Raw genomic sequence first — 21,599 nt, forward strand, 5'->3', positions numbered from 1 at the left:
TAGCGGTGAACTTACGGTTTAATGATTTCACAAAGTGGCAGGTGGCTATGAGCAAAGTCTCTTAACTAGTTATTTAAAGAGGATTTCTGCATCACGAATCTCTGCTTGTTTCACCCAATCTGTCGGAATGAATCTCCAGTTGTTTAGTGATTGCGGGTTGATTTCAGACTGTCTTGAAATATCTCTTCTAAGATATTCTCTCATTTCTCTATCACTAGTCCATAAAACTCTAGTTCTTAGTTTGTCTAAGGGGATTCCTGCCCCCTTGGTGAGTAGACCGCCGCCACCATTAGCCCGATATGAATTGACAGCGACACGATATTTTTTAGTCAAATCAAAAGGAGTACCATCAGCCATACTAAGTATAGAAACCTTTTCACCTTTGGGCTTACGAACATCAACTGTATAATTGATTCCTGCTGCAGAATCAAAGTTGTAAGACGAAAATCGAAGACGTTGCCAAGGCTCCAAAGCCTTCTCTAAATCAGGTCGGAAAAGAAGGAAATGATCAGAAGAGTTGTGCATTTGATTAGTCCATATTCCGTAACTCTCCTCAAGATAGTGCTTTATCTCTAATCCTGTAAGGCTCAATACTAATAGTTGATTTTCGTACTTGTATAAGTTAAATAAGTCTGCCATCCTTATCGGACCAATAGGTATAGCAGCATCAAAAGACAGAGGAGCGGCAAAACTAATGTCTGCTCCAGTGACTGCGAGCTGAATCTGGTGAATGTAGTCAACGAAAGGTGAAGAGCCAAAAAATGCAGGACGAGTGTCAAGTGTCGCTTTATTATAGCCAATTACTTGGGTAGTGAATTCTTTTATAGCTTCAAAATCCTTTTGAAACCTTTTGAGAAAGTCTTGGTCTGGTTCTTGATTACGGATGTCTACCAGTTGTCCTGTAATTTGTTTCTTCACCACTTTCCCATTAGAATCAAGTCCCAACATAAAGTCTGCTTGAGCCACGCGCATAGCATTGGCCCCAGGGTTGAGCACGAGAACCTTTTGCTGTGTACTATCATTAAGGATTTCTCTATTTGCTTCACGATGATCATGACCACAGAATACTACATCAATGCCCGGTACTTGCTCTGCAATTTGATAAGCACAATGATCTAACATGCGAGACTTGCTATGCTCTGGACCTACTCCGCTGTGAACCACTACTGCGATAACGTCTGCTTTTGCTGCTCTGCGTATCTTAGGAACAAGCCGTTTTGCTGTTTCGGTTGCATCTTTAAAATCTAAATTTGACCAAAGATGTTCAGGTAACCATTGAGGAATCGTTGGCGTGATCATACCTAAAACGGCGATGCGAACGCCATCTACTTCTTCTTGCACATAAGCTGTGAGATAAGGACGCTGATCAGAGCGCTTATATACGTTCGCACCAAGAACAGCAAAGCCACATTCATCCATCCATTTATCATATACGGCGTGTCCTGTCTCAACGTCATGATTTCCTAATGTTGCACAGAGATATCCCATGTCATTGAGCATGCGAGCGCAGAGATGAGAAGATGCGGTGTCTACGTAGTTGTAGTAATATGCTGATGGTTGTCCTTGTAAAATATCGCCATTATCCACAAGAAGAATACGATGATTGCCTCTTTCTTTGCGTAATTGTTTTACATAAGTGGAAACGCGACTGAGGCTTCCTTCTCCAGGTTTGCCATTGATAAAATCATAAGGAAAATAATTGCCATGCACATCTGATGTTTCTACAATCGAGAAACTAATAGTCTTAGCAACTTTTTGGGCCAATGCACTTCCAGTCCAGAAAAGACTACAAAGAATAACCCAAGTAGCGAGTCGTTTTGTGTTCATTTGTATCTATATTACCTAAAAAACTAGCTACAAAGGTAGTAATAATCTATCGGCTATCCAAGATTACTACTTTAATTTCATTGAAGGACAATCTATATATATGTTTGTTAAGCCGTGAAACACAAGTTTAACCCCCTTTTCTTTGGTTATTATCCAATTTATTAGTAGTTTTGGAGTTAAATTCTCAATACAACAATCCAAACGCTTCTATGTTACACAACAGTAGCTTGGTTAGTATCGCAGATCTTTCTCGCGATAAGATCCTTTATCTCATGGAGATGGCTCAAGAGTTCGAGCGTCATCCTAACCGAAAACTGCTGGATGGCCGCATTGTTGCCACCCTGTTTTTTGAACCTTCGACACGTACAAGACTTTCCTTTGAAACTGCCGCTCATAGACTTGGAGCAAGTGTTATCGGATTTACAGATCCGAAAGTAACTTCATCGACTAAAGGTGAAACGCTCAAAGACACCATTATGATGGTGGCCAATTATAGTGATGTGATTGTTATGCGCCACTTTCTAGAAGGAGCTGCACTGTACGCAAGTGAACTAACATCCACCCCAGTAGTCAATGCAGGAGATGGAGCGCACCAACATCCTTCTCAGACCTTACTTGACCTTTACACAATGCTTCAAACTCAGGGAACGCTTGAGAACTTGAATATTCATCTTGTTGGTGATTTGAAATATGGTCGTACGGTTCATTCTTTGATTATGGCTATGCGTCATTTTAATCCAACTTTCCATTTTATTGCTCCAAAAGAACTTGCCATGCCTGAAGAGTACAAGCAGTACTGCAACAAGCATGGCATTAAATTTGTAGAGCACGAGGAGTTTAATGAAGACACCATTGCGGCTGCTGATATTATCTACATGACGCGTGTGCAACGTGAACGTTTTTCTGATTTAATGGAATATGAGCGGGTGAAGGATGTCTATATACTCCGAGGTGACATGTTGGGGAAAGCTAAAGATAATATGCGAATTCTGCATCCTCTCCCACGTGTGAATGAAATTACGCAAGATGTAGATGAAACTCCGCATGCTTATTATTTTCAACAGGCTTTGAATGGTCTCTATGCTCGTGAGGCTATTCTATGTGATGTCTTGGGAATCCCCCTCGAGGATATTAAAAAAGATACAACAGTTATTCACTGAAAATTTAGAGTAAGTCACACCATGAAAAGAGAAAAACTCATGGTTGCCGCCATTGAGAATGGAACGGTGATTGATCATATCCCATCCAATAGACTATTTGAAGTTATTCGTCTTTTGGGAATTGAAGAATTAGACCATGATACTGTGTTTATAGGTTATAATCTTCGGAGTAGTGCAATGAATCGTAAGAGTATCATCAAAATAGCCAATCGCTTTTTCTCTGAATTAGAACTTAACCAGTTATCAGTTGTAGCGCCTAATGTTACTTTAAGCATTATCAAAGATTACACCGTTGTAGAGAAGCGTGCTGTAGTCTTACCTACTGAGCTAACTAATATTGTCCGGTGTAACAATCCGAAATGCATTTGTAATAACGAACCAATGCCCACTCGATTTACAGTGAGCGATGGAATTCTTTCTTGCCACTATTGTGACATGGAACAACTCCTTACTCAAGTAAAACTGGTGTAGTACTATTTTTCTAGTCTTACCCTTATATAATTAGTATGGATCAACAGATTTTCGACCTTATTACTGCTGAAAAGAACCGTCAAGTTCATGGCGTAGAGCTGATTGCTAGCGAAAACTTCGTAAGTGATGAAGTGATGCTTGCAATGGGTAGTGTATTAACAAACAAGTATGCAGAAGGTTATCCTGGACACCGGTATTATGGTGGCTGTCAGGTTGTCGATCAAGTAGAGCAGTTAGCTATTGATCGACTTTGTACACTCTTCGATGCCGAGTATGCTAATGTACAACCTCACTCAGGAGCACAGGCTAATCAAGCTGTGTTTTTAGCAGTCATGAAACCTGGAGATAAATTCCTAGGGCTTAGCCTTGATCACGGGGGACATCTATCACATGGTTCTGCTGTGAACACTTCTGGTATCTTATACGAGCCAGTGCCATATCATCTAGTTCGTGCAACTGGTTTAGTGGACTATGACGAGATGGAAAGACTAGCACTAGAGCATAAGCCTAAACTAATCGTAGGCGGCGGTTCTGCTTATAGTCGTGAATGGGATTATGCTCGTATGCGTTCTATTGCAGATAAAGTTGGAGCGTTATTGATGGTGGATATGGCCCATCCAGCAGGACTTATAGCTGCTGGGGTTTTAGAGAATCCTGTGAAGTACGCCCATATAGTGACTTCAACCACTCATAAAACACTGAGAGGGCCTCGAGGGGGAGTTATTCTATTGGGGAAAGATTTTGACAATCCCTGGGGAATCACTACACCTAAAGGAGTGATTAAAAAGATGTCTCAAATCATTAATAGTGCAGTTTTTCCCGGTATTCAAGGGGGGCCATTAGAGCATGTAATAGCTGCAAAAGCTGTTGCATTTGGCGAAGCTCTACGTCCTGAATTCAAAGTATGGGCGAAGCAAGTGCAAAAGAATGCACGTGTCTTAGCTACAGAGCTTTCTAAGCGAGGTTTTGACATAGTCTCTGGGGGTACAGATAATCATTCTATGCTTATCGATTTACGCCATAAGTATCCAGAGCTCACGGGGAAACAAGCCGAAAATGCTCTTGTTGCAGCAGACATAACTGTAAACAAGAATATGGTACCTTTCGATAGTCGTAGTGCATTCCAGACTTCTGGCATTCGTCTCGGGACAGCTGCAATTACCACTAGAGGAGCAAAAGAGGACTTAGTAGTAGAGGTTGCAGCTCTAATAGAACGAGTGTTGGACAATTATGACAATGAGTCTGTTATAGCCGAAATTCGCACATACGTGAATAAGCTTATGAAAGATTATCCATTGTTTGTTTGGTAAGTGAAAAAAGGATTTTCTATCAAGGGCAAATATCTAGATGCAGTAGATGTTTGTCCTTGATAAGTTTATGAGAGATTGCAAGTACTATATGGCTACGTAATTTGTTAAAATCGCGAATTATCAAGACAAGTCGTTAGGTATGAATAGGTGTAAGTATGTGTGTTTTTGATGTGTTTTGACGTGGCCTACTAGGAAAGACTTTGGGTTATTTGACAATGTCTAGGTTATTTCCTTATTTTTATAGCGTAAAATAGGAGATTTTGTTCTTGGGCTGGGAGTTTTAGATGAAAAAACTCGGAGAAATTATGCTGGTTAGATTCAGAAGCATCCTTAACATGTAGAAATGAGCGGTAGATACTGCGTTGCCTGGTTAAGAGTTATGAGGTTGATGACTTCATTACATGACTAGAGCATAGAAAATACACGATTCTCAATGTTAAAACGTTGTGTTATCATGGTCTTAATTGGTACTACGAATTCTAGTCTGTGATTGAATTTTCTAATGTTAAGACTAGGGTAGTATGACTGTTTCAAAAGATTGGAGATTTTAGAGAAGAGATATCAAATATCTATCTCAAACAGTTCTTTTCGCAAAATAATTAGTATATTTGCTCTCGGAAAGAGTGATATTTCTCTGTTTGTAAAGAGAAATGCACGTTACATTTCAAGTAAAACTCATTTATAGATTCAAATATCATCACAATGAACGCATACGTTTTCCCTGGACAAGGTGCACAGTACGTAGGCATGGGCAAAGATCTTTACGAGAATCATCCCATTGCCAAGGAATATTTTGATAAAGCCAATCAGATTTTGGGCTTTAACATCACAGATATCATGTTTAGTGGTACAGATGAAGAGCTCAAGCAAACAAAAGTGACACAACCGGCTGTCTTCTTGCATAGTGTGATTTCTGCGCTTTGCTTAGGAGAAGATTTTCGTCCTGATATGGTTGCAGGTCACTCTTTAGGAGAGCTTTCCGCACTTACAGCTGCTGGTGCTCTTTCTTTTGAAGACGGGCTACGCTTGGTCGCTAAGCGTGCAATGGCTATGCAGACTGCTTGTGAGGCTCGCCCTGGTACTATGGCTGCTGTTATTGGCTTAGAAGATCAAGTCATTGAGGATATTTGTGCTGCAGTTGCAAAAGAAACGGGTCAGATAGTAGTGCCTGCCAACTATAATTGTCCTGGACAGCTCGTGATTTCAGGTGAACGTGAAGCCATTGAGATGGCCTGTGAAAAATTGAAAGAGGCTGGTGCAAAACGTGCACTTGTTCTTCCTGTTGGCGGTGCGTTCCATTCTCCTGTTATGCAGGCTGCAAAAGATGAGTTGGAGAAAGCGATTGCAACTACATCATTTGCAGAGCCTAAGTGTCCAGTCTATCAGAATGTTGATGGGACTGCTCACACATCTCCCGAAGAAATCAAAGTAAATCTTATTGCTCAGTTGACTTCTTCTGTATTGTGGACAAAGGAAGTGAATAGCATGGTGGCAGCAGGTGCTACAGTTTTCACAGAATGCGGTCCTGGTAAGGCATTGCAAGGTATGATTTCCAAAATATGCAAGGGAAATTCAGACGTTTCAGTGCAAGGTGCTAGCCTTTAATACCTAAAAGATAAAAGCAGATGCTGCAGACTCATCAAGGGGCTGTGGCTTCTGCTTCTTTTTATTGCCCGATTATTCTGTAGAATATTTTTATTTTTAGAGGATTGCTTCTGGCTTACGTGTCTCCTTTGAGCAATGCTCTTCGATGGTATGAAAGCCCCTACTTTAGATCCCCATGAATATATATCAAGTTTTTACGCGATTATACGGTGCTTGGTCACCAGCTCAGAATCTTCCTAATGGAACCATTGAGAGCAATGGTGTAGCTAAATTCAATGATTTTACAACTGATAGATTGCAGCGTATTAAAGATTTTGGTTTTTCTCACGTGTGGTTCACGGGAGTTTTAGAGCATGCTACTCAAACAGACTATTCACACTATGGAATTCGTCCAGATCATCCTTGGATAGTAAAAGGTAGGGCAGGTTCTCCCTACGCTATTAAAGATTACTTTGATGTTGACCCCGATCTTGCTGAAGATGTGTCTCAACGTATGGCGGAATTTGAAGCTTTAGTGGAACGAACTCACAAAGCAGGCTTGAAAGTTGTAATTGATTTTGTGCCTAATCATGTGGCACGATCTTATCATTCTGATGTAGCTCCTAAAGATTTTGAGGATCTAGGGGTTAATGATGATGATGAAATGGCTTTTTCTCCGCGTAATAACTTCTACTATTGCTGGGGAGAACCATTGCATACAGAGAGTTTTGTGCATAATGGACACGGAGGGATTCCATATATAGAATATCCTGCTAAGGCAACAGGTAATGATGTGTTTCATGCTTGGCCTGGTCCAAACGATTGGTATGAAACAATCAAGCTTAATTATGGAGTAGATTATAACGGTGGGGGAGCGCAACACTTCGATCCCATCCCTTCTACTTGGCAAAAAATGACTGACATACTGCTTTTTTGGGCTGCCAAGGGAGTAGATGCATTTCGTTGTGATATGGCGGAAATGGTGCCTGTTTACTTTTGGCAACATGCAATTGCAAAAGTAAAAGCAAAGTATGAAGTTCAGTTTATTGCAGAAGTCTATAATCCTAATCTTTATCGTAGTTATATCCATCACGGAGGCTTTGATTACCTTTATGATAAGGTTGGACTTTATGATACTCTTCGTGCTGTGATTTGTAAAAATGCACCAGCTTCTAATATAACTTCTGTGTGGCAAAGTACAGATGATATTAAGGAGTATATGCTCTATTTTTTAGAAAATCATGATGAACAACGTATAGCTTCTGATTTCTTTTGTGGAGATGCGAACAAAGCAATACCTGCATTAGCTGTTGCTGCTTTTATAGGCAACAACCCTTTGATGGTGTATGCTGGTCAGGAAATCGGAGAGAAGGGAATGGATGCAGAAGGTTTTTCTGGAAAAGATGGGCGAACTACCATTTTTGACTATTGGAGTGTGTCTAGTCTTCGAAAATTAGCTTTGATATCTTCTGGAGCAAAGGGTAAGAATGTGCCAAATAAAATATTGACAGACAAAGAGTTGTATTTGTATAAGTGTTATGAGAGCGTTCTTCGATTGAGAAATATAAATCAAGCACTAAGAGAAGGGCTTTTTTACGACTTGATGTATGTTAATTATGATGGAAGTGAAGGCTTTGATCCCCAACGTCATTTTGCTTTCTTGAGACGAGGCAAAGATGAACTCCTTCTTTGTGTAGCAAACTTTTCAGATAAAGATGCAGATTGTGGGGTTCGTATACCTATGCATGCCTTTGATTTTCTATCAATGACTTCTGGGAATTTCTCTACCGAAGATATTCTTTCTGGAGAGAAAACTTCAATAACCCTTATTCCTGATGCATTCACACAGGTAAAAGTAGGAGCTAATAAAGCTGTTCTATTGTCTGTGAAATGCTAATTCCTTGAACCTATAAATATGATTGGACCATGGTAGTCTTTCCTTGCGCCAAAATTAATTTAGGTCTTAATATTGTTGCTCGCCGTCCTGATGGCTATCATGATATTGAGACTGTTTTCTATCCCATACCTTTGCATGATAATCTAGAGGTCATATCAGCACCTAATGCTACTCAGCCTTGTTTGCTGCATGAAACGGGGCTTCAACTTGATGGGAGTCCTGATAATAATCTTGTTGTCAAGGTTTATCGTCAACTTCGCGAGGACTATCCCCAGATTCCTCCTGTTGAAGTTTGGCTACATAAGCGAATTCCCTCTGGTGCAGGTTTAGGAGGGGGCAGTAGTGATGCTGCTTTTATGATGCGATTGCTCAATGAAGAATATGAACTTGGCATGGATGATGATGATGTTGAATTTCGATTAAGCAGAATAGGAGCTGATTGTCCTTTTTTCTATCACGCGCGCCCTGCGTATGCCACAGGTATAGGCGACGAACTTACGCCAATTGACTTCGAACTTTCTGGATGGAATCTGGTACTTGTTAAACCTAGAGTACATGTTTCTACTAGGGAAGCTTATGCTTTAGTGACACCTCGAGCCTCAAGTGAGAGTTTATTACTCTCTTTGTCCCGTCCTGTGGAAACCTGGAGAGACACGATAAAGAATGACTTTGAACTAAGTGTTTTTCAGCGCTATCCAGAGATTTCAGCTATCAAACAAACATTATATGATATGGGTGCAGTGTATGCCTCTATGTCCGGTAGTGGTTCAAGTGTCTTTGGTTTATTCCGTAATCGGCAGCCTGAAGCTGAAGAGGTGTTTCGTGATTGCTTTGTTTCTGAGATGCGTTTGCGCTCATTCCTCTGATTAGAATTAGGCTATGACAGAAGATGAAATACTAAAGAACCGAAAGATTTTCTTAGATGTAAGTCGATTTTACATTAAACGAGACGGATTAATCGGGCTTCTTGAATACCTGAATTGCAATACAGATTTCTTTTCTGCACCAGCCTCTCCGTCTCATCATTTAGATGAGCCTGGAGGATTGTGTCTGCATTCGCTAAATGTGTTTGAAACCTTGCTACGTATCTATAAATCAACGTTACAACCACACGTATTTAGTGATGATAATGCATGCTATGACCCGATTCCTGAAGAGAGTTTAGCGATAGTAGCACTTTTTCATGATATATGGAAGTGTAACCGCTATAAGCCTTGTGAGAAAAGACGTAAAAATCCCTATGGATATTGGGAGACCTATTCAGGTTATGAGGAAGAAGACGAATTTCCTTACGGCCATGGAGAGAAATCTAATCTTATAGTTTCGCATTATCTCAAACTTCATCGGGATGAATTGCTTGCTATTCGTTGGCATCGAGGTGCATTTGAAGCTGGAGAGGCTGGATCTCAGATGAGAAAATCCTATTATGAAGCTTGCCGAAAGTTTGCGCTAGTGCCATTATTGCAGAGTGCAGATATGCTAGCAACACTTTGTATAGATCCGAAGGATTATTATTAGCTGTGAATGGGCTTTTACTTGTTAATATATTTGTTCTTGCTGAAATATAGAAAGTTTTTTGTGTGTATATAACCTGATTTTCTCTTTTTCTCAAGCATCAAATATGGCAGTAAAATGAAAAAAAACTCCTCTAGAGTAAAATTATTCAGTTATAGGTTGGCTGTTTTGCACAAAATCGCTATTTTTGCGCAGAATAATTCATAACATAATCTCTCTTATTGGGAGATCATTATCTTTTAAACTGCATATGAGTCACAATCTCCTCAAAGGAAAGCGCGGTATTATTTTCGGCGCACTCAATGAACACTCCATAGCTTGGAAAGTAGCTGTAAAGGCTGTAGAAGAAGGGGCAAGCATTACCCTCACTAATACGCCTGTTGCTTTACGTATGGGCGAATTAAACGGTCTTTCTGAGCAACTCAATGCTCCAATCATCCCAGCTGATGCGACTAGTGTCGAAGATTTGGAGAAAGTTTTCTCTGAAAGCCAGCGTTTACTCGGAGGTAAAATTGATTTTGTTCTTCACTCCATCGGAATGAGCCTAAATGTTCGTAAGCAACGTACTTACGATGATTTAGATTATAACTATCTCAACAAAACTCTTGACATTTCAGCACTCTCTTTTCATAAGATGTTGCAAGTGGCTAAGAAGCAAGATGCACTTAATGAATATGCATCTGTAGTTGCTCTATCTTATGTGGCAGCGCAACGTACTTTCTTCGGCTATAACGATATGGCTGATGCCAAGAGCTTGTTAGAAAGTATTGCTCGCTCCTTTGGCTATATTTATGGACGCGAAAAGCACGTTCGTGTGAATACTATATCTCAAAGTCCTACTCCTACAACTGCTGGTAGCGGTGTGAAGGGTATGAGCGATCTCATGGATTTTGCTGACAAAATGTCTCCATTAGGCAATGCTACTGCTGAAGAATGTGCAGATTATACTATTGTAATGTTCTCTGACCTTACCCGCAAGGTAACCATGCAAAATCTTTATCACGACGGTGGGTTCTCAAGCATGGGTATGAGCATGCGGGCTATGAACCAATACTCGAAAGATACCGCAGCGTTTGAAGATGAGAATGGTAACATTATCTATGGATAATCTGTAGTTGTTTGCCTTAATATCCAATAGGAAGTGCAGTACTTTTGTGCTGCACTTCTTTGTTTTCTGCAGAGAATTGCGTAAATTTGCCATATATGACTACTTTTCCAACAACTTCTATGAAGATTGCTCTTGTAGGAGCAGGAAATCTTGCTACGCATCTAGCTTTATCTCTTGTTAAAGCTGGACACCACGTGGTGGGAATATGTAGTAAGACTGGAGAAACAGCTAGGAGCCTTTCTCTCAGAATAGGGCAGGAGAGTATGGCCACATCTCGACTTGATGAGCTTCCAAAGGCTGATGTATACTTAATAGCCACTAAGGATGACGTAATCTCTACGATTGCAGAAGAGTGGCCAGGTAATCTTAGCGAGGGGCTAATAGTACATACTTCAGGCAGTGTTGATATAAATGTGCTTGCTCCTGCAGGAATACCTTATGGGGTTTTATATCCTTTGCAGACTTTTTCTAAAGAGCGTGACGTTGATTTTAAGAAGATTCCGTGTTTCGTAGAAGGATCTACTACAGAAGATACAATGAAATTAATGGAATTAGCTCGCAGTGTTTCCAATAAAGTTTATACATTATCCTCGGAGCATCGTAGATTATTACATTTATCTGCCGTTTTTGCTTGTAACTTTGTCAATCATCTGTATGATATAGCAGAACAGCAGTTAAAACAGAATGGATTTCCAACAGAGTGGTTACAACCATTAATTGAAGAAACTGCTGCTAAAATTAAAACTGTATCTGCTCGTGAAGCACAAACAGGACCTGCTATTCGAAAAGATCAACGTGTTATTGAATGTCATTCAGCGATTTTGGCGCAAGAGCCTCAACATCTGCTAATCTATAATATTTTGACTGAGAGTATCTATCAGACTTTTCATCAATGATTAATTACGACTTGTCTAAAATTCGTGCGCTCATCTTCGACGTAGATGGGGTATTGAGCGAAAGCAACGTTCTGCTGCTAGGTGGACAACCTGTTAGGACTGCAAACACAAAGGACGGATACGCGCTCCAACATGCTGTAAAGATGGGACTTGATGTAGCTATTATTACAGGTGGTAAGAATGAAACTATCAAAGAACGCTATATGGGATTAGGTATTACCGATATTTTTATGGGGGTATCTGTTAAAATAGACGTTTTTGAAGAATATATAACGGCTAATGGGTTGAAAGCTGATGAAGTACTTTATATGGGTGATGATATACCAGATTTCGAAGTCATGAGATGTTGCGGTTGTCCATGTTGTCCTAAGGATGCAGTACCTGAGATAAAGGCTATTTCTATCTATGTTTCAGAGTATTCAGGAGGAAAAGGCTGTGTTCGGGATGTTGTAGAACAAGTATTGCGCGCTAAGAATTTATGGATGCATAACTCAGAGGCTTTTGGTTGGTAGAAAGTACACCCTAGATTCTTTTTTGAACTTTATTCTTGAAGTTGAATCATAAAACTCTTATGCTTGAACATCTAAAGAAATATCAAGTACTTTTGGCGAGCAATTCGCCACGTAGGCAAGAGTTGTTAAGTCAAATTGGACTACCTTTTCGAACCTATGTAATTCCTGGTATAGACGAAAGTTATCCAACTGAATTGAGTGATGATGAGGTTGCGGCCTTTATTACTCAAAAAAAAGCATCTGCATATTTACCAAGTCTGAGTGACGACCAAATGCTGGTAGTCGCAGATACGGTAGTACGTATAAATGGTAAGGTTCTTGGTAAACCGAAGAGTAGGGCAGAAGCTGTGGAGATGTTGCTTTTGCTCAGCGGTAAAGAACATGTCGTGACAACAGCATTCGGGGTTTATACAAAAGATAAGTCTGTAGTGGAGTCGGTGCATACGGAAGTGCAATTTACGACTTTGTCCTCCGAAATGATAGACTTTTATGTAGATTGCTATAAACCATATGATAAAGCAGGCAGTTATGGTATTCAAGAATGGATTGGAGCCGTAGGGATTAGTGGAATTAAAGGTTCATATGTCAATGTTATGGGGTTACCAGTGCAAAGGCTTTATGAGGTTCTACTGAATTTTTAGTTTAGAGTATAATCGACCAAGAATATAGTAAAGGCAATGATTATGTTTAATTTGAAACTTAAAGCATTATTATTGATGCTGATTACCTCTTTCTACTCATGTTCCGAGGATAAAGCAGAGTATACAGCTACATTTCCAGAGTTTGTAGGTTTTCAAGCTAAAAACTTGGTTGAGAATGCTGATCTAAAAGCAGGTCAACCCTTTGTGGTTTCTGCTATTGAGGCCAAACAGGGAAAGCATCTTTATCAAGTTCATTACTACTGGACGGTAGCACCTGCAGATAATAGTAGTCAGCGATACATAAGTTCCCGAGTTTACGATGAGAAAGCCAAGGAAGCTACAGATACTATAACTGTCCAAGAAAGTGGAAATTATAGAATTACTATGATTGCCACCTACGACGTTGCAGGGATTGGAAATGGACAGATTCCAATTGCTCGTCGACTTCCTAATAATGGAGGTGATATATCGTACAAAGCATCAACACTAAAGTATGTTGTTACTTTAACTAAGGTATTCCGAGTTCTTGATTGATTTTTACTGTTCTTTTCATCATCCTCTTTCAAACACATCAGTATGTAGTCCAGCGAAAAGAAGATTCCCTGTTATCTTAAAAGTTTCTTGTTTTGCCCTTCTTTTAGTTGAATGGTCATTATGTTTAATTGAGGTTTAGAATTATGATCTCCCCCTCCCAATTGTCTTCTGCCCCTTTGGGTGTAGAATGGATTGATATACCACAGTTCGCAGATGAACGTGGAAGTTTGAATGTAGTTGAACATTTTGAATTACCATTTTTCCCACAGCGTACATTTTGGATTACCAATGTACCAGAGCACGCTGAGCGCGGTGGTCATGCACATCGTACAACTCATGAGTTGCTTGGTGCATTGCAAGGTAGTTGTAAGTTAGAGCTACGAGATTTGACACAAAAGATAGTTGTAACATTAGATTCTTGTTCGCGGTTCATACATATTCCATCCATGGTTTGGGCGAAACTTTATGATTTCTCATCAGATTTTGTTGGGTTATGCTTTACATCCGAACTCTATGACCCTGATGGCTACTTACATACTTTTGATGGTTTTCTTAGAGAATGCAGTTTAATTAAACATAATTCCAGATAGTTTGTTGTTCTGTCTCCTTTGGTTGTTCTATGGAGGCTTTCTCGTTAGAGATATTATGTTCTTTTCTGCTTTTAGGATTTTCTTGATTCTGTATCTGATTCATATTGATTTCTTATGATATATATTCGCGCATTTAAGACTACAGACAAACATATTTGGGATACCTTTGTGCAGTCATCAAGAAATGCAACCTTTCTTTTTGAAAGGTCCTTCATGGACTACCATTCTGATCGATTTTGTGATGCTTCTTTATTAGTTCATGATGACAAACAACGCTTACGAGCTTTGTTCCCAGCTACTTGGCATGAGGATGATAAAGAAATTAGAAGTCATGGTGGTCTTACTTACGGAGGTCTAGTATTAGGACAATGCGTAGGAGTTATTGAAACGTGTGTGATAGTCAATGCAGTTGTGCAGTTTTATCGCGAAAAGTATAAAGCAAATCGAATTATAGTATCTCCTGTCCCCAGCATATATCACGATAGACCAGCTGATGATCAGATTTTTGCATTGTATAGATGTGGTGCTAGATTATTTAAAAGATACGTTTCGACTACTATTCCTTTGGATAAAGCTATAGTGCTTTCAACAAATAGGAAACGACAAGTAAAAAAAGCTTTGAAACAAGGATTCTCTGTAAAATCATATTCTAGTAATGTAGATTCATTTTGGAGTCTTCTTGCTGCTACCTTGTCAGAGAGGCACAATGTGCACCCTGTGCATAGTTTAGAGGAGCTTCAACTCTTGATAGCCAGGTTTCCAAATAATATTAGCTTGCATTTGGTAGAAGATACTCAAGGGGCATTAGTTGGAGGTACACTACTCTTCCATACTCCTCGTGTCGTTCATGCTCAATATATAGCTGCTTCGTCTATAGGTCGCAAATTTGGGGCTTTAGACCTACTCTTTACTACCTTGTTTGAACAGTTACAAGCTAGACCTTTATCGGAGCAACCTAGATATTTTGATTTTGGGACATCAATGGAAAATGAGGGTACAGAAATTAATGCAGGGCTTGTTGCCCAGAAAGAAAGCTTTGGTGGACATACCATTTGTTACGACAAATATGTATTGCAACTCTCATGAAAGACAAGATTAAATTCTTGGATGTAGCTGCCATAAACCGACGGTTTATAACTACATTCGATGAAGAGTTAAAGAACGTTGTTCGAAGCGGCCGTGTACTGCTTGGCACTCAAACTCAAAGGTTTGAGGAAGAGTTTGCAGATTTCTGCCATGCTGATTACTGTGTGGGAGTGGCAAATGGCTTGGACGCTCTTTGGCTTACGCTTCTAAGTAAGAAGATGCTAGCGGCTTGGGAGGATGGAGATGAAATACTAGTACCCGAGCATACGTTTATTGCTACAGTGCAAGCTGTGGTTCGAGCAGGATTGACACCTGTTTTAGCTCCTGTTTCAGAAACAGATTATTTGCTTGATGTTAGTAGGTTGTCAGACCTAATTTCTTCTAGAACTCGAGCTATTATTCCTGTTCATCTTTATGGGAGAATGGCCAACATGCAAGCTATAAGCTCAATTGCACAAGAGTATAATTTATTTGTGTTGGAAGATGCTGCCCAAGCTCATGGAGCTCAATATCTTGGATTCTCTGCTGGGGATAGAGTCTGGCAAGGTGCGGCTGCTTTTAGTTTTTATCCAGGTAAGAACTTGGGAGCTTTAGGTGACGGAGGGGCTGTTGTAACAAGTGACGCAAGGCTAGCCCAATGTATTAGGCAATTGGCTAATTATGGATCATCTGAAAAATATCATCATGAACTTCTTGGAGTAAATAGTCGTTTAGATGAGCTACAAGCTGCATTTCTTCGTCATAAACTCCGTGAGCTTACTCAGGACAACAATAAGCGTCGTATTATAGCCCGAAGATATTTAACGGAATTATTCAACCCTTATATAACTCTCCCTTATTCAACCATGGATATTGAACAGAAGATGCAGAGTGTTTTTCATATCTTCCCAATATTCACTAAGCATCGGACAAAACTTCAAAACTACTTGAAGGATAATGGAATTGAAACCCTTGTCCACTACCCTATTCCGATTCATAAACAGAAATGTTTGAGCATGCTATGGACTGATGAAAATACATATCCAGTGGCGGAGCTGCTTTCAGCAGAGGAACTCAGTTTACCCATTAGCCCTGTATTATCAGACAATCACGTGACTACTGTGATCAACACATTAAATTCATTTGAGGTATGACATTAGATATTCTGATTTGCTCCTTGAATAAAGGAATTGTTCGTATCGATGATTTGCTTCTTCCGCAACGTAAAGATGTGCGATACATTGTGTCGTATCAGTATACGGACGAGCGTTATTTAGATTTGCTGCCCACTTCTTTGGCTTTACGTGAGGATGTACTAGTGAGTGCTCATAAAGGTCAAGGGCTTTCATCTAACCGTAACCATGCATTGGAGTTAGCAAAAGCTGATTTAGTGATGTTTGCCGATGATGATGCACGTTTAACGGACAGTGCGGTAGATTATATCTTCAGAATCTTTAATGAAAGCTCTAATATTGATGTTGCGTTCTTTCGTGCGAGTACCTATACAGGGAAATTATTGAAGAATTATCCAGAGTTTGAGAAAAATATAACAAGTGTTCCAGAGGATTATACAATTTCGACAATAGAAATGGTCTGTCGTCGTGAACGAGTTCAAGGTAGAGTACGCTTTGACGAGCGTTTTGGTCTTGGGACTCGTTTCTTGACTTGTGGTGAGGAAGAAGTATGGTTGATAGATGCTCTTAGAGCTGGATTGTCTATTCGCTATTTTCCTTATAAAGTTGTTGAGACAAGTACTATGTTGAAACGTTCTATGATATATGTAGATGCAGGTGTACAACGTTCTAAAGGAGCACTAACTTATTATAAATTTGGAGCCTCCGCTTGGATTCGCTGTCTCTGGTTTGCGGCTGATAGTACTCGTCGAGGGCTTTGCCACTTTATACCCATGTTGCGTCATCTATACCAGGGCATTCTCTATCTTAGGCATAATGGCTAGGAAGTGTCGGATGTAGGTCTCAATACAAATATCCCCCACGAATTGATAAGGAATCGTGGGGGATATTTATATGGATAAATCAAAAGATGAACAGAGGTTCTGTAATGTTTAGAAGCCCTTGTATGAACTACATCTTGATGCGTTGCCATCTTTTATTGTAAAGTTCGGTAATCTGTGACGTATCTCTAGCAAAAAAAGTTCGAGTTATTCTAATCGTCGAATCAGGAAGTAATTCCATTTTCCAAGTAGATGCTGGAGTATAACGGAGAGTAAGACTGTTGGCATCAACTTTCTCCAATGAAGTTTCTCCATTAAGGTTATTGCTGACTGCGGCATATTGTTCTGCTCTATGTAGATCCCACAAATCCAAACGTGCACCAGAGTTAAGTAAGGGGAGTATGGCAAGAGGTACTGCATAAAACAATGACTCCAGATAGGTTGAAGTAGAAGAGTTGAACATAGTTATTCAGACTGACTTTCTTTGATTTTACGGAATAGATCTGATGCAAAGATAAAGCTATTCAAACGTTCATTTTCTGCCGACATCACTTCTTCTTTTGAACCTTCCCATTCACGATGTCCCTCATATATATAGAGAATGTGTTCTCCAATTCCCATGACAGAATTCATGTCATGAGTATTTATAATAGTAGTCGTGCCATATTCTTGAGTGATTGAATGAATTAGCTCATCAATAACTAGCGATGTTTTTGGATCTAAACCAGAATTAGGTTCATCACAAAAGAGATACCTAGGTTTCAGCGCAATGGCCCGTGCAATAGCAACACGTTTTTGCATACCTCCAGAGATTTCTCCTGGGTACTTATGTCCTGCATCAGATAAGTTCACACGATCCAAGCAAAATCTGGCTCTTCGTAGACGCTCTTTATAACTTTCATTTGAAAACATATCAAGAGGGAACATTACATTCTCTTCTACTGTAAGGCTATCAAATAAAGCTGCACTTTGGAATATCATTCCCATTTCTCGGCGTAACATCACACGCTCTTTTTTGGACATACGGACAATGTCTCGGCCATCATAGACTATCTTCCCCGAAGTTGGAGCGAATAGTCCAACAATGCACTTCATCAATACCGTTTTGCCCGATCCAGACTGCCCAATTATAAGATTAGTTTTTCCTGCCTCAAAGACTGTAGTGATGCCTTTCAACACCTTTTTATCATCAAAGTCTTTGCGGAGTTCTATAAGTTGAATCATGAGAGCATTTGTGTAAGAAAGAGATCGGAGAAAAGTATAAGCATCGAGGAACTAACTACAGCATCTGTTGAAGCTTTTCCAACTTCGACAGAACCACCTTCCACACGATAACCATAATAGGCAGACACGCTAGAAATTATAAAAGCAAAAAAGAAGCTTTTAACCACTCCCATCCAGAAATACCATTGATTAAAATCATACTGAATTCCTTCTGTTAGATGTGCCGGTGTTAATATGTGACCTATATAAGCTGTTGCATAAGCTCCAATTATACCACTCGTAGTGGAGAAAACTACTAATAGTGGAATCATGGTAAGCAGACCTATAATCTTTGGTAGGATAAGGTAGGAGGCAGAATTAATCCCCATGATTTCAAGTGCATCTATTTGTTGAGTCACTCTCATGGTACCAATTTCTGATGCGATATTAGAACCTACTTTACCTGCTAAGATTAAACACATAATAGATGATGAAAACTCTAGAAGCATTATCTCTCGAGTCACATAACCGCTTACCCATTTAGGCATCCATGCGCTTTCTATATTTAGTTTGATTTGAATGCATATAACTGCTCCAATAAAGAAAGAAATTAATAAGACGATAACGATGGAGTCGACTCCCAGAGCTGCCATCTCTTTGACATACTGTTTCCAGAACATACGAAATCGTTCTGGAATAGCGAAGACTCTCCTCATTAGGACAAGATATTGTCCTAATGCTTGGAGATACGATGTGAATAGCATCCGATTATTTGGTTAAAGCTGTTTCTATTAGATTCTGAAGCAGACTATTCCCTGGGTAGCCACCTTGAGTGATGTTAGAAAATGCCACGCTTCCATCCTTATTTAATAACATATAAGCTGGAATTCCTGCCATGTTTAGCTCTCCGCCTAGTTCTGACCATTGTTTGTCTGTCAGACGATAGTGATCACCACTGATAATCTGAAGAGCATTCTTCCACTCTGCTTCGGGAGAGGTTTCGCCTGTGATGTAAACAAAGACAGCACCTTTCTTCTGAAGTTCAGTTTTAATCAAGTCCACTTCCTTCATTGCCGCTCTACATGGAGGGCACCAGGTTGCCCAAAAATCTATGAGCACGACCTTTCCTCTATACTTCTTTTTAAGCGAATCAAAAGCATCATGCCCATTTAGTTCTGTACTAATAGGGACAATAGTTGCAGGTATAGCATCGGGATTCGAAGGATTAGCTATAGACATTGGAGTTTCCTGAGTATTAGTGGACAATGACTCCTTTTTACTGGTTTTAGAAGCACAGCTAGTGGTTGCAAGTAATAATGTTGTTACTACAAGAAGAAGACTTTTACGCATAATTTCTATATTTTATGAACTTATTTATAGTGAGTTGCGAGATTAGAATGCAAATATAATCCATTTTGATGAGATAACTTGATTTTTTCCATATTATGTATGGATGACCACCTTAAAAACACTTACAAATTAAGTTTTTACCAGTAAACAGCTTTCATTTGCTGGGAATTACTTATATTTGCAGTTAGATTGCTTACTTGGGAGATAAGCTTACTTAAGCTATGCAATTGATACTAATCCGAATAAAACAACTATAAATAGAAGACTCTATGAAGAAAAATCTTATCCTAGCCCTACTGTTTGCAGCATTCTCTTTTGGTGCTGCGAGTGCACAGAATCAGGCAAACAGCCCTGTCCCTATGGAAGCTAACGTTCAGGCAATGGCAGACGAGGTTATCGCCAATCAGATGAGTGACCCAGAAGCTGCTAATAAGGCCTTTGCTAAGCTGCTCTCCAAAGTTAAGAAGGATAAGGAGCAACTTACTGCTGTAGGACAGTTCTTCTTGGATCAAAAGATTTATCCTTGCGCTAATCAGTGTGCAAAGCAAGTATATCAACTAGATCCATCCTATGTGCCAGGTTTGATGTTGAGTGGTCGTGTTTGTATCCTTCGCAAGGACTGGGGAGGTGCAGGACAAAAGTTTGATGAAGTGTTGAGCTATCAGCCCGATAACATCGAAGCCCTCAAATTGTCTGCTCGAGTTTATAAGAACGTGAACCCCATCGTTGCACAAGAGACTCTCAAGAAAATCCTCGAAAAGGAGCCTGAAAACTTAGATGCTTACAAGGAACTTGGTGATATTGCATACAATAATCAAGAGTTCAAGGAGTCTGTAAAAGCATACAAGAATGTATTTGATCACACTAAGGATTTGACTATTGAGAATGTGCCTGCTGGTGTGAATTATCTCACTGCTATGATGCTTACTGGAGGTGATGCTTATGCTATAAAAGAATTGGCGCAAAAACTTCTTCCTCTTGATTCAAAGAACTTTGCTCTTCGTAGTCTTCTCTTCTTCTCCGATGTAGAAACTATGGACTACCAAAAGGCAAAGGAAGACATCGCTTATCTCGAGAATAAGGAATACGAAGATAGCTTATATCGTTATATCGACTATCAATATGCAGCCCGCTATGCCAACGAAGCACTTAATGATAAAGATGCTGCAATAGCTTATTATATCAAGGCCTCAGAAAAGGATTCTATGCGCCCAGATACTTATAAGGAAATCGCTACTTTAATGCGTTCTAATAAACAAGCGGCTCAGGCAATTCCTTATATGGAGAAATATATTAAGCTTCGTGGAGAGAAAGCAGATAGCAAAGATAGATTTAGCCTCGGTCTTACATATATCGCTGCAAAGGCACAGGCTGCAACTGATGAAGAACGTGATAAGTTTATCGAAGCAGGCGACAAGGTTTTTGAGGATTACATGACTGAGCTACCTAATAACTACGTAGGTCCTTTCTATCGTGCGCAGTTATGGATTACTGATGGGAACAAACCCGAAGAGAAGCCTCGTGAATACTACACTAAGGCACTTGAACTTATTGGGGACAATGCTGACTATGTAGATCAGAAGAAAGGAGCACTCACCTATTTGATGGTATATTATCTAAAGAAAGAGGATGATGCAAAGTGTAAGGTATATGTAAATGAAATCCTGAAACTTGATCCTAACAATGCTATAGCAAAGAAGGTGCAATCAGTATTGAAGTAAGCTCACACGACCCTAGCTTTAATAGAGTTGGTGGAGTAGTTTATTCTATACTACTCCACCAATTTTATTCTTTATGATTCAGCATAAATTCATCTTGTGATAGCAACGATAAAGTTGTTTTAGTACAGTGAAATACAGAACTAAAAGAGAAAACTTTAAGCAAACTTGCTCAGGTTAACAAAAATGCGTAACTTTGCAGAGCTGTCACGAGTTGACGGCACGAAGTTTTTTATTATTCATCGGGGACGTGTCCCCATAAAT

At 39.7% G+C, this 21,599-nt stretch carries 22 protein-coding genes; 17 read left to right on the forward strand and 5 right to left on the reverse strand.

Annotated elements, in window-relative coordinates; translation table 11 throughout:
• Window positions 1–69: 69 nt before the first annotated feature.
• Complete coding sequence (locus HMPREF9999_RS06515; protein WP_009437720.1) at window positions 70–1,827, reverse strand: bifunctional metallophosphatase/5'-nucleotidase; 1,758 nt, start codon at window positions 1,825–1,827, stop codon at window positions 70–72.
• A gap of 209 nt (window positions 1,828–2,036) precedes the next feature.
• Here HMPREF9999_RS06515 and pyrB point away from each other — a divergent pair, with 209 nt between their 5' ends.
• From pyrB to HMPREF9999_RS06590, 16 genes are all read left to right on the forward strand, one after another.
• The gene (gene pyrB, locus HMPREF9999_RS06520; RefSeq protein WP_009437721.1) at window positions 2,037–2,987 is read left to right on the forward strand and encodes an aspartate carbamoyltransferase; all 951 of its coding nucleotides are present in this window, start codon (window positions 2,037–2,039) and stop codon (window positions 2,985–2,987) included.
• Window positions 2,988–3,008: 21 nt separating this feature from the next.
• Window positions 3,009–3,458: an aspartate carbamoyltransferase regulatory subunit gene (locus tag HMPREF9999_RS06525; RefSeq protein WP_009437722.1), complete on the forward strand. Its 450-nt coding sequence runs from the start codon at window positions 3,009–3,011 to the stop codon at window positions 3,456–3,458.
• A 35-nt stretch (window positions 3,459–3,493) separates the two neighbouring features.
• Window positions 3,494–4,768, forward strand: coding sequence for a serine hydroxymethyltransferase (glyA, locus tag HMPREF9999_RS06530; RefSeq protein WP_009437723.1), 1,275 nt, complete (start codon window positions 3,494–3,496; stop codon window positions 4,766–4,768).
• Window positions 4,769–5,470: 702 nt separating this feature from the next.
• Complete coding sequence (fabD, locus tag HMPREF9999_RS06535) at window positions 5,471–6,373, forward strand: ACP S-malonyltransferase (protein ID WP_009437724.1); 903 nt, start codon at window positions 5,471–5,473, stop codon at window positions 6,371–6,373.
• A gap of 175 nt (window positions 6,374–6,548) precedes the next feature.
• On the forward strand, window positions 6,549–8,249 hold the full coding sequence (locus HMPREF9999_RS06540; protein ID WP_009437725.1) for an alpha-amylase family glycosyl hydrolase: 1,701 nt from the start codon (window positions 6,549–6,551) through the stop codon (window positions 8,247–8,249).
• A gap of 29 nt (window positions 8,250–8,278) precedes the next feature.
• A complete protein-coding gene (gene ispE, locus HMPREF9999_RS06545) occupies window positions 8,279–9,115 on the forward strand; it encodes a 4-(cytidine 5'-diphospho)-2-C-methyl-D-erythritol kinase (protein WP_009437726.1) in 837 nt (278 codons plus the stop codon).
• A gap of 13 nt (window positions 9,116–9,128) precedes the next feature.
• The gene (locus tag HMPREF9999_RS06550; protein ID WP_009437727.1) at window positions 9,129–9,767 is read left to right on the forward strand and encodes a hypothetical protein; all 639 of its coding nucleotides are present in this window, start codon (window positions 9,129–9,131) and stop codon (window positions 9,765–9,767) included.
• A gap of 247 nt (window positions 9,768–10,014) precedes the next feature.
• A complete protein-coding gene (locus tag HMPREF9999_RS06555; protein ID WP_009437728.1) occupies window positions 10,015–10,872 on the forward strand; it encodes an enoyl-ACP reductase in 858 nt (285 codons plus the stop codon).
• A 95-nt stretch (window positions 10,873–10,967) separates the two neighbouring features.
• A complete protein-coding gene (locus tag HMPREF9999_RS06560) occupies window positions 10,968–11,768 on the forward strand; it encodes a Rossmann-like and DUF2520 domain-containing protein (protein ID WP_052316494.1) in 801 nt (266 codons plus the stop codon).
• Complete coding sequence (locus tag HMPREF9999_RS06565; RefSeq protein ID WP_009437730.1) at window positions 11,765–12,280, forward strand: KdsC family phosphatase; 516 nt, start codon at window positions 11,765–11,767, stop codon at window positions 12,278–12,280. Before HMPREF9999_RS06560 ends, HMPREF9999_RS06565 begins: the two co-directional genes overlap by 4 nt.
• Before the next feature lie 59 nt (window positions 12,281–12,339).
• The gene (locus HMPREF9999_RS06570) at window positions 12,340–12,921 is read left to right on the forward strand and encodes a Maf family nucleotide pyrophosphatase (RefSeq protein WP_009437731.1); all 582 of its coding nucleotides are present in this window, start codon (window positions 12,340–12,342) and stop codon (window positions 12,919–12,921) included.
• Between the two features lie 36 nt (window positions 12,922–12,957).
• Entirely contained in the window at window positions 12,958–13,455 is a 498-nt protein-coding gene (locus tag HMPREF9999_RS06575; protein WP_009437732.1) for a hypothetical protein, read from the forward strand.
• 143 nt (window positions 13,456–13,598) lie between these two features.
• Complete coding sequence (locus tag HMPREF9999_RS10290; protein WP_009437734.1) at window positions 13,599–14,045, forward strand: sugar 3,4-ketoisomerase; 447 nt, start codon at window positions 13,599–13,601, stop codon at window positions 14,043–14,045.
• A 114-nt stretch (window positions 14,046–14,159) separates the two neighbouring features.
• Complete coding sequence (locus HMPREF9999_RS06580) at window positions 14,160–15,131, forward strand: GNAT family N-acetyltransferase (protein ID WP_009437737.1); 972 nt, start codon at window positions 14,160–14,162, stop codon at window positions 15,129–15,131.
• On the forward strand, window positions 15,128–16,264 hold the full coding sequence (locus HMPREF9999_RS06585; RefSeq protein WP_009437738.1) for a DegT/DnrJ/EryC1/StrS family aminotransferase: 1,137 nt from the start codon (window positions 15,128–15,130) through the stop codon (window positions 16,262–16,264). Before HMPREF9999_RS06580 ends, HMPREF9999_RS06585 begins: the two co-directional genes overlap by 4 nt.
• Complete coding sequence (locus tag HMPREF9999_RS06590) at window positions 16,261–17,067, forward strand: glycosyltransferase family A protein (RefSeq protein ID WP_009437739.1); 807 nt, start codon at window positions 16,261–16,263, stop codon at window positions 17,065–17,067. The genes HMPREF9999_RS06585 and HMPREF9999_RS06590 overlap by 4 nt, the downstream gene beginning before the upstream one ends.
• Before the next feature lie 127 nt (window positions 17,068–17,194).
• Here the strand turns inward: HMPREF9999_RS06590 and HMPREF9999_RS06595 are convergent, their stop codons facing one another.
• From HMPREF9999_RS06595 to HMPREF9999_RS06610, 4 genes are read right to left on the reverse strand one after another with little or no spacing between them, the layout of a single operon-like run.
• On the reverse strand, window positions 17,195–17,527 hold the full coding sequence (locus HMPREF9999_RS06595) for a DUF3256 family protein (protein WP_009437740.1): 333 nt from the start codon (window positions 17,525–17,527) through the stop codon (window positions 17,195–17,197).
• A gap of 2 nt (window positions 17,528–17,529) precedes the next feature.
• Window positions 17,530–18,288 carry an ABC transporter ATP-binding protein gene (locus HMPREF9999_RS06600; protein ID WP_009437741.1) on the reverse strand — a complete coding sequence of 253 codons (759 nt, stop codon included), beginning with the start codon at window positions 18,286–18,288 and terminating at the stop codon, window positions 17,530–17,532.
• A complete protein-coding gene (locus HMPREF9999_RS06605; RefSeq protein WP_009437742.1) occupies window positions 18,285–19,031 on the reverse strand; it encodes an MlaE family ABC transporter permease in 747 nt (248 codons plus the stop codon). Before HMPREF9999_RS06605 ends, HMPREF9999_RS06600 begins: the two co-directional genes overlap by 4 nt.
• A gap of 4 nt (window positions 19,032–19,035) precedes the next feature.
• Window positions 19,036–19,617 (reverse strand): TlpA family protein disulfide reductase, encoded by a 582-nt coding sequence (locus tag HMPREF9999_RS06610; RefSeq protein ID WP_009437743.1) that lies wholly within the window; start codon window positions 19,615–19,617, stop codon window positions 19,036–19,038.
• A gap of 269 nt (window positions 19,618–19,886) precedes the next feature.
• On the opposite strand from HMPREF9999_RS06610, the gene HMPREF9999_RS06615 reads away from it, so the two are divergent.
• Complete coding sequence (locus HMPREF9999_RS06615; RefSeq protein ID WP_009437744.1) at window positions 19,887–21,338, forward strand: tetratricopeptide repeat protein; 1,452 nt, start codon at window positions 19,887–19,889, stop codon at window positions 21,336–21,338.
• The last annotated feature ends 261 nt before the right edge of the window (window positions 21,339–21,599 follow it).

Source organism: Alloprevotella sp. oral taxon 473 str. F0040, from assembly GCF_000318095.2.
In the GTDB taxonomy this organism is placed as follows: Bacteria; Bacteroidota; Bacteroidia; order Bacteroidales; family Bacteroidaceae; genus Alloprevotella.

Coding starts and splice junctions, on each gene's coding strand:
- HMPREF9999_RS06515 (WP_009437720.1), bottom strand. CDS start 1,827: ATGAACACAAAACGACTCGCTACTTGGGTTATTCTTTGTAGTCTTTTC.
- pyrB (WP_009437721.1), top strand. CDS start 2,037: ATGTTACACAACAGTAGCTTGGTTAGTATCGCAGATCTTTCTCGCGAT.
- HMPREF9999_RS06525 (WP_009437722.1), top strand. CDS start 3,009: ATGAAAAGAGAAAAACTCATGGTTGCCGCCATTGAGAATGGAACGGTG.
- glyA (WP_009437723.1), top strand. CDS start 3,494: ATGGATCAACAGATTTTCGACCTTATTACTGCTGAAAAGAACCGTCAA.
- fabD (WP_009437724.1), top strand. CDS start 5,471: ATGAACGCATACGTTTTCCCTGGACAAGGTGCACAGTACGTAGGCATG.
- HMPREF9999_RS06540 (WP_009437725.1), top strand. CDS start 6,549: ATGAATATATATCAAGTTTTTACGCGATTATACGGTGCTTGGTCACCA.
- ispE (WP_009437726.1), top strand. CDS start 8,279: ATGGTAGTCTTTCCTTGCGCCAAAATTAATTTAGGTCTTAATATTGTT.
- HMPREF9999_RS06550 (WP_009437727.1), top strand. CDS start 9,129: ATGACAGAAGATGAAATACTAAAGAACCGAAAGATTTTCTTAGATGTA.
- HMPREF9999_RS06555 (WP_009437728.1), top strand. CDS start 10,015: ATGAGTCACAATCTCCTCAAAGGAAAGCGCGGTATTATTTTCGGCGCA.
- HMPREF9999_RS06560 (WP_052316494.1), top strand. CDS start 10,968: ATGACTACTTTTCCAACAACTTCTATGAAGATTGCTCTTGTAGGAGCA.
- HMPREF9999_RS06565 (WP_009437730.1), top strand. CDS start 11,765: ATGATTAATTACGACTTGTCTAAAATTCGTGCGCTCATCTTCGACGTA.
- HMPREF9999_RS06570 (WP_009437731.1), top strand. CDS start 12,340: ATGCTTGAACATCTAAAGAAATATCAAGTACTTTTGGCGAGCAATTCG.
- HMPREF9999_RS06575 (WP_009437732.1), top strand. CDS start 12,958: ATGATTATGTTTAATTTGAAACTTAAAGCATTATTATTGATGCTGATT.
- HMPREF9999_RS10290 (WP_009437734.1), top strand. CDS start 13,599: ATGATCTCCCCCTCCCAATTGTCTTCTGCCCCTTTGGGTGTAGAATGG.
- HMPREF9999_RS06580 (WP_009437737.1), top strand. CDS start 14,160: ATGATATATATTCGCGCATTTAAGACTACAGACAAACATATTTGGGAT.
- HMPREF9999_RS06585 (WP_009437738.1), top strand. CDS start 15,128: ATGAAAGACAAGATTAAATTCTTGGATGTAGCTGCCATAAACCGACGG.
- HMPREF9999_RS06590 (WP_009437739.1), top strand. CDS start 16,261: ATGACATTAGATATTCTGATTTGCTCCTTGAATAAAGGAATTGTTCGT.
- HMPREF9999_RS06595 (WP_009437740.1), bottom strand. CDS start 17,527: ATGTTCAACTCTTCTACTTCAACCTATCTGGAGTCATTGTTTTATGCA.
- HMPREF9999_RS06600 (WP_009437741.1), bottom strand. CDS start 18,288: ATGATTCAACTTATAGAACTCCGCAAAGACTTTGATGATAAAAAGGTG.
- HMPREF9999_RS06605 (WP_009437742.1), bottom strand. CDS start 19,031: ATGCTATTCACATCGTATCTCCAAGCATTAGGACAATATCTTGTCCTA.
- HMPREF9999_RS06610 (WP_009437743.1), bottom strand. CDS start 19,617: ATGCGTAAAAGTCTTCTTCTTGTAGTAACAACATTATTACTTGCAACC.
- HMPREF9999_RS06615 (WP_009437744.1), top strand. CDS start 19,887: ATGAAGAAAAATCTTATCCTAGCCCTACTGTTTGCAGCATTCTCTTTT.